This is a genomic window from Streptomyces kebangsaanensis, assembly GCF_001906585.1.
Classification (GTDB): Bacteria; Actinomycetota; Actinomycetes; order Streptomycetales; family Streptomycetaceae; genus Streptomyces; species Streptomyces kebangsaanensis.
Window position 1 is genome coordinate 47,731 of record NZ_JUJA01000037.1, and the last position, 7,065, is coordinate 54,795.

General features: G+C 74.5%; 4 protein-coding genes and 2 pseudogenes. 4 read left to right on the top strand and 2 right to left on the bottom strand.

Annotation, left to right across the window (positions count from 1 at the left end; genetic code table 11):
• Together RH94_RS42440 and RH94_RS04915 are read left to right on the top strand one after the other, a co-directional pair.
• A pseudogene (locus RH94_RS42440) lies at positions 1–278 on the top strand (ABC transporter ATP-binding protein); the annotation flags it as partial.
• A gap of 24 nt (positions 279–302) precedes the next feature.
• Complete coding sequence (locus RH94_RS04915) at positions 303–2,831, top strand: FtsX-like permease family protein (RefSeq protein WP_073946417.1); 2,529 nt, start codon at positions 303–305, stop codon at positions 2,829–2,831.
• Here RH94_RS04915 and RH94_RS42445 read toward each other — a convergent pair.
• Positions 2,825–3,253 (bottom strand): annotated as a pseudogene (locus RH94_RS42445) (hypothetical protein); the annotation flags it as partial. The gene RH94_RS04915 and the pseudogene RH94_RS42445 overlap by 7 nt on opposite strands.
• A 134-nt stretch (positions 3,254–3,387) precedes the next feature.
• Positions 3,388–3,837, bottom strand: coding sequence for a DUF5707 domain-containing protein (locus RH94_RS04920; protein WP_073946418.1), 450 nt, complete (start codon positions 3,835–3,837; stop codon positions 3,388–3,390).
• 236 nt (positions 3,838–4,073) lie between these two features.
• Here RH94_RS04920 and RH94_RS04925 point away from each other — a divergent pair, with 236 nt between their 5' ends.
• Together RH94_RS04925 and RH94_RS04930 are read left to right on the top strand one after the other, a co-directional pair.
• Positions 4,074–6,413: a sensor histidine kinase gene (locus RH94_RS04925; protein WP_073946419.1), complete on the top strand. Its 2,340-nt coding sequence runs from the start codon at positions 4,074–4,076 to the stop codon at positions 6,411–6,413.
• Positions 6,410–7,065: response regulator (locus RH94_RS04930; protein ID WP_073946428.1), on the top strand; the 656-nt coding region annotated here is incomplete at its 3' end. The genes RH94_RS04925 and RH94_RS04930, both read left to right, overlap by 4 nt.

The following is a 7,065-nucleotide window of genomic DNA, read 5'->3' on the forward strand; positions in this document are numbered from 1 at the left end:
CCGCCGTCGTCCGGGCGCTGGTGGCCAGGCCGGCCGTCGTGTTCGCCGACGAGCCGACCGGCGCGCTGGACCTGCGCGGCGCCCACGAGGTTCTCGACCTGCTGCGGGATCTCGTCGACGAGCTGAACCAGACCGTGGTGATGGTCACCCACGACCCTGCCGCCGCGGCCCGTGCGCACCGGGTGCTGGTGATGGCCGACGGCCGGGTGGTCGAGGAGCTGGACAAGCCGTCCGCCGACGAACTGGCCGGTCGGCTCGTGGCGCTGGGAGAGGGGTGAGCCGTGTTCCGTCTCACGACACGCATGGCCGGCCATCGGATCACCGCGCTGATCGCCATGGCCTGCGCGGTGCTGGGCGGCGCCGCCCTGATCACCGGCACCGGCGTCCTGGCCGAGTCCGGGCTTCGCTCCCATCCGCCGGCCGGGCGCCTGTCCGGCGCGGACGTCGTGGTCGCGGCCGACCAGGAGTTCCACCCGCAGGGGGACCTGCCGATCGCGCTCCCGGAACGCCGTACGGTCCCGGCCGCGCTGGTCGCCGACCTGTCCGGACTGCCGGGGGTCGAGGCGGCGGTCGGGGACATCGGTTTCCCCGCGGCCCTGGTCGATGCCCGCGGCCGGGTCGTACCGACCCGCGATCCCGCGTCCGCCGGGCATGGCTGGTCCTCGACCAGGCTGCTGGCGAAGCCGGACATCGACGGCCGCGCACCCACCGGTCCGGGCGAGGTCGCCCTGGACGGCGCCACCGCCGCCGCGGCGGGGCTCCGGGTCGGCGACCGGGCCGAGATCGTCGCCGTCGGCCGCCCCGCCACCGGCTACCGCGTCTCGGCGGTGGTTGACGCACCGGACGCCGGGATCCTTTTCGCCGACCCGACGGCCGCACGGCTGTCGGGCCGGGCGAGCGGCGCCGGAGGACCTCGCGCGGACACCGTCGACCTGATCGGTCTGCGGACCGCGCCCGGTGCCGGGGAACGGGTCGCCGCCGAGGTCCGTACGAAGCTGAAGGGCACCGGACTGGAGACGGTCACCGGGGCGGCCCGCGGAGACCTGGTGTCGCCCGGCACGGGCGCGTCCCGCGCACTGCTGATCGTCCTGGCCGGTTCACTCGCGGGGATCGTCCTGCTGATCACCGGATTCGTCGTGGCGAGCGCGCTGGCGGTGTCGATCGGCGGGCAACGCCGGGATCTGGCGCTGATGCGGGCCGTCGGGGCGACACCCCGTCAGATCAGGCGGCTCGCCGCCACACAGGCCACCGTCGTCGCGGGCGCCGCGCTCGTGCCCGGCGTCGGGCTGGGCCATCTGCTGGCCGGGCAGTTCCGCCGGATGCTCGCGGACCGAGGGGTCGTACCGGAGGCACTCCCGCTGACCGTCAGTCCGTTGCCGGCCGTCGCGACGATCCTCCTGACGGTCCTCGCCGTGCAGATCGCGGCCCGGTGTGCGGCCTGGCGCACCTCCCGCATGCCCGCCACGGAAGCGGTCGCCGAGTCGCGCAGCGAACCCCGGAACCCGTCGAAGACCCGCACCCGCGCGGGACTGCTGATCATCGTCGCCGCGACCACCCTGTCGGCCGTACCCCTCTTTTCCCGCACCCTCCTCGCCTCCGCCGCCACCTCCCTCGCGGGCATTCTCGGTGCGGTGGGCCTGGCTCTGGCCGGCCCGGAGCTCGTCCGGCGCATCGGGATCGCCGCGTCCCGGCGCACCCGGTCCGCCACCTCCGCCCCGACCTGGCTGGCGATGTCCAACATCCGCGCCTACGCCCTGCGCAACGCCGGCATCGTCAGCACCCTGGCCATGGCGGTCGTGTTCGTCCTGACCTACACCCTCGCCCAGACCACCGTGCTCGCCGCCACCACGGACGACATCCGCACCGGCACCCTCGCCCAGCAGCGGCTGACCGCGCCGGACCTGGGTGGCCTGCCCGGCGGCACGCTCACCGCCGTACGGGGCGTCCCCGGGGTCCGGGCGGCCGGCTCCGTCGGCAGCACGACCGTGGTGTGGGAGTACGCGCAATTCGGCGAGACCGCGGCCGAGTCCGCCTCCGCGATGATCCTCACCCCGGACGCCTCGGACGTCCTCGACCTCGACGTACGCCACGGCAGTCTGCAGGGCCTGACGGGCGACACCGTCGCCGTCAGCAGCGACGTGACCGCCTCCAGGGGAGCGAAGGTGGGCGGCAGGGTGCGCCTGGTCCTCGGCGACGGCACACCGGTCGACGCCGAGGTCGTCGCCGTGTACGCCAGGGGGCTCGGTTTCGGCCCGGTCATCCTCTCCCACGACCTTGCGGCCGGACACACCACCACCGGGCTGGACCAGAGCGTCCTCGTCCGCACCGACGGCACCGCCGGGGCCCGGCAGGCACTCGCCGCCCTCGCCACGACCCGCCCCGGCCTGCTCCTCCAGGATGCCGTTCCCCGTCCCGCGGGCGGTCTGAAGAACGCCCCGCCCGAGGTGTGGATCAACCTGGCCGTCATCGTCGTCCTGCTGACACACCTGCTCCTGAGCATCGCCACCAGGCTCGTCGCCGCCACCGCCCAGCGCAGGACCGAGATGGCGGCCCTCCGCCTCAACGGCACCACACCCGGCCAGATCCGCGCGATGATGCGCCGCGAGGCCGCGGTCACCGCCGCCACTGCGCTCACTACGGCCCTGCTGCTGTCCGCGCTCCCCCTGGCCTTCGTGGGCCAGGGCTTCCTCGGCCGCCCCTGGCCGGCGGGTCCGGCCTGGCTGCTGCCCGCCCTCGCCCTGACGGTCACCGTGACGGCGGTCCTCGCGATCGAACTCCCCGCCCGCCACGCGTTGCACACGCCGCCTGCGGAGGCCCTCCGGACTCAGTGAGCGGACGCCCCGGGTGACTGGGCGGGCGGCATGACCGGCCCACTGTCGTGCCCGGCTCGATGACGGGATCGTTGCGAAGTAAGCGGCTCCCGGCAGACAGGACAGACCACGGCGGTGTCCGCGTACGCGGCGGTGGCCTCCCGGACGACGGGCCGGTGGGTGCAAGGGCCGTCGTTGTCCGTGATCAGCACGCGCAGCCTCTCGTGGTAGCCGGCGAACCGCTTGAGCAGTTCGGCGCGGACGGCCGCGGTGTCGCCGGGGGCGACGCCGACGGTGCGCCGCCAGTGGGGCTCGTCGCACAGGGCGGCGCGGGTCCGGATGTGCTCGCCGTCGCGCCGGCCGATCAGGCCCTTTCCGTCGCCCGCGGCGAACGTGCGGCCGGACCCGACGAGTTCGGCCCGGACGGCTCCGGTCCGCCCGCCNNGCCTGCTCGTCAGGTACGCCGAGGACGCCGCCGCTCCCGCTTGCGCGGAGCGGCGGCGTCCTCGGCACCGCGCGTCGGTACACGGACGGGGGGCCGGGCCGGCGCCTGCCCGCGTCCGGCCCCGGTGACGGGTCAGCGGGTGACGTCGAAGGTGGCCGCGCGGGGCAGGAACCTCGTGTCGCCGTCCTCCGCCGTGGCCAGCACGGACACGTACCAGGTGCCTTCCGCCAGGTCGGCCGCCTCCTGCTGCGTCACCTTCAGCGTGTAGGTGCAGCGGGACGTCTCCTCCGAGGTGCTGCGGCACGTGGCCCTGTCCACGTGCCGCAGCTCCGCCTCGGTGGGGTCGAGCTTCGAACTCGCCGGCCACGCGATGACGTTGAGACTCCGGACACCGGAGTCGTCGCTCACGTCCGCGGTGTAGGTGAGCTTGCCCGCGCCGCGCGGGGACGGGGCGACGTAGCGGGCCGAGCCGTTCGCCACGGTCACCTCGGTGGCGGTGGAGGCCATGGCGAAGCCGCCGGCGACGATGGCGCCGAGGGCGACGACGCCGATGACGGACGGGACGAGAACGCGCTTGGACATGGGTGATCCCCCTGAGTCGGCTGAAGAGTAGGTATCGGGAAAGCGGTGGCGGAACCGGTGGTCGGCCGCTTTCCGATGTGATCGAGCCTATGGCCGGGGACATGGCGCGGTCCTCACGCCGCGGGACGATCGCCGCGTCGAACCGCGGGTGCAGCGCCTGCACCCCAGGTAAGAGAACAGGGTCCGCCTCCGGCCGGAGGACAGCCGCTCACCTGCGGTCATAGCCTTGATCCCTTATGAAGAGAACCGACGACCGGCTGCTGCCCCTCCTGCTGCTCGGCGCTCAGGCCCTGGTGTGGCCGGGAGCGGACCTGATCCGCGGGACCGTTCCGGCAGGCTCCGCCCTCTTCGTGGCGGCCCTCGTCGCCGGACTGGTGGCGGCCTCGCTCTGCCTGCGCCGTTCGAAGCCGGTGACCACCCTCGTCCTGGTCGCCGCCGCCTGTGCGCTGGGGGCCGGACCGCTGCCCACCGGGGCCGTGGCCGTGCTGGGCACAGCGGGCGTGGCCCTGGCCCTGTTCACCGTGGCCGACGAACGCGACACCTTCACCGCTCTGTTGTGCGTGGTGGCGCTCGCCTCCTGGCAGTTCCTGCAGAACCTCAGCCTGCACGGGCTCAGTGACCGCAATGGACTCGACCTCGTCCTGACGGCCGTGCTGTACGCCGCCGCGTCCGCCGCCGGCATGCTGGCACGGCGGAGCCGGCGCACACGGCAGGCCGCCGAGCAGCAGCTGAAGCGGGCCGAGCTCGAGCGGCACCGGCTCCCGGCGGTCGAACGGCAGCGGATGGAGCGGGAGTTGCACGACGTCAGCGCCCACCATCTGACGGCCGTGGTCGTCACGGCGGGTGCGGCACTCGGGCTGCGCGACCGTCGTCCCGAACTGGTCGGCGAGGCCCTTCGGTTCGCTGCCGAGACCGGCCGTGAGGTCACCCGGGCGCTCGGTGCGGTGAGGGCACCGGCGCCCTCACGGGAACGGCAACCGTCACCGAGGGAACGGCTGCTGGGTCTGGTCGCCGGGTTCTCCCGGCTGGGCCAGCACGTGGAGTGCGAGATCGACGCACTGCCGGACGGTGCCGTCGGGGACGCGGCGTACGGCATCGTGCGCGAGGCGCTGACCAACGTGGCACGGCATGCGCCCGGCGCGCACACCACCGTGACGTGCCGGTACGGCGACGCCCGCACGGAGATCGTCGTCACGAGCACCGCACCGCCGGCCGGATCGGCGGCGCACGGCGCCGGCCTCGGCTCAGGACGCGGCCAGGGCTTTCTGCGGTCGCGGGCCCGGGAGGCCGACGGCACCCTGACCAGCGGCCCGACGGCACAGGGCGGTTGGGAGGTGAGCGCGGTCCTGCCCGGCCGGGTCGCCGCCGCCTCGGTGAAGCGGCCGGTCCCGTGGCAGTACCGCCTGGCGCAGGTGACGGCCGCGACCGGCCTCGCCGTGCACCCGCTGCTCTCCCTGCTGGTCATCCGGACGGAAGCCATGTCGAGCGGTCCGGGGGCGTCGGCGGGCGTGCTCTTCGCACTGCTGGCCACGGGGCAGGCGCTCGCGCTGCTGTGGCGGCGCCGGGCACCCGGCGCCGCCCAGGGTGTCGTACTCGGTCTGGCCCTGCTCTGGCCGGTGGCGATGGCCGTGGGCGAGTACACCGGCTGGGTGCTCCTGCCGCCCCTGCTGAGCATGGCCGCCACCTGCGCGGTGGTCGCCTCCGCCGCGGCCCGCACGGCCGCCGCCGGGCCGTCCGCCACCGAAGGCCGCCCTCGCCTGCCTGCGCGGGCCGGCCCGGTCGTGCCCGTGGTGGTGCACGCGGCGGCCACGACCGCCGCCCTGGTGCACCGGGGCACGTCCTTCCCCGTCTGGGCACTCGCCGCGGCGGCCACGGCCCAGGCGGCCCTCGTGGTCGGCGCGGCATGGTGGGCCGGAACCCTGCGCGGGCGCCGCGACCGGGCCGCCCGCAGTGCACAGACGAAGCATCTCGCGGCCTGGACCGAGGAGGCGGTTCAGGACGCGTGGGCCGAGCGTCGCCGGATCGCCACCGGGCTGGAGACCACCGTGCTGGCGCGCACCGCCGACATGGTCGCGCAGGCCGAGGCGGGCCGGCTCGACGAGGTCGTCGAACGCGCCCGCGAGGCGCTGGCCGCGATGCGCGCCCTGCTCGACACGGTCCGGGGAGCCGAAGCCACGCCCGCACTGCGGCCGCAGCCCACCCTCCAGGCTCTCGACCTCCTCGCCCACCAAATCCGGGCAACTGGCCGCGACGTCGAGATACGGCTGACCGGCCGCATGCCGAGATGGCTGCCCACCACCGTGGACCTGGCCGCTTACCATGCCTGCGAAACGGTACTCGCGGCCGGCGGCGAGGAGCCGATGGTGGTGGAACTCGACGCGGACGACGCCGCGTTGACGATCACGGCGACCGGCGTGCCGGACACCGTCCGTCCCGCCCTGTGTCAGCAACTGGCGGCGCGGACCGCGATGGCGGACGGGACGGTCATCACCGGCCCGTCGGGTCCGGTGCGCGTCCGGCTGCCGCTGACCGCGGCGCCGATTGCACCGCAGGACAACGAGGAGGGACAACGATGAGCCTCAGGGTGCTGGTCGTCGACGACCAGGGCATCGTACGGGCGGGATTCGCCGCCGTGATCGACGCCGAGGAGGACATGACGGTCGTCGGCGAGGCCGCCGACGGCGCCGAGGCGGTACGCCTCGCCGGGGAACTGGCACCCGACGTGGTCCTCATGGACGTCCGCATGCCCGAACTGGACGGCATCGCCGCCACCCGGATCATCACCGGCGGGGAGAACGCGCCCCGTGTCCTGGTGCTGACCACCTTCGACCTCGACGCGTACGTCTTCGACGCACTGCGCGCCGGCGCCTCCGGTTTCCTCCTCAAGGACGTGCACCCCGGCGAACTGCTGCACGGCATCCGGGTGGTGGCCGCCGGCGAGAGCGTCCTCGCCCCGTCCGCCACCCGCCGGCTCATCGGCCACTACGCGTCCAGACCGAGCACCGGACTCCCGGGCGGCAGCACCCCGCGCGAGCTCAACAGCCTGACCGGCCGTGAGCGCGGCGTCCTCACCCTGATCGCCGCGGGACTCACCAACGCGGAGATCGCCCAGCACCTCGGCATCACCGTCGGCACCGTGAAGTCCCACATCAACGCGCTGCTCCGCAAGCTCGGACTGCGCGACCGGGTCCAGGCGACGATCCTCGCCTACGACCTCGGCCTCGCCCA

What these genes read in the sequence shown, in the direction of transcription:
- RH94_RS04920 (WP_073946418.1), bottom strand. Translation starts at nt 3,837, where the DNA reads ATGTCCAAGCGCGTTCTCGTCCCGTCCGTCATCGGCGTCGTCGCCCTC.
- RH94_RS04925 (WP_073946419.1), top strand. Translation starts at nt 4,074, where the DNA reads ATGAAGAGAACCGACGACCGGCTGCTGCCCCTCCTGCTGCTCGGCGCT.
- RH94_RS04915 (WP_073946417.1), top strand. Translation starts at nt 303, where the DNA reads ATGGCCGGCCATCGGATCACCGCGCTGATCGCCATGGCCTGCGCGGTG.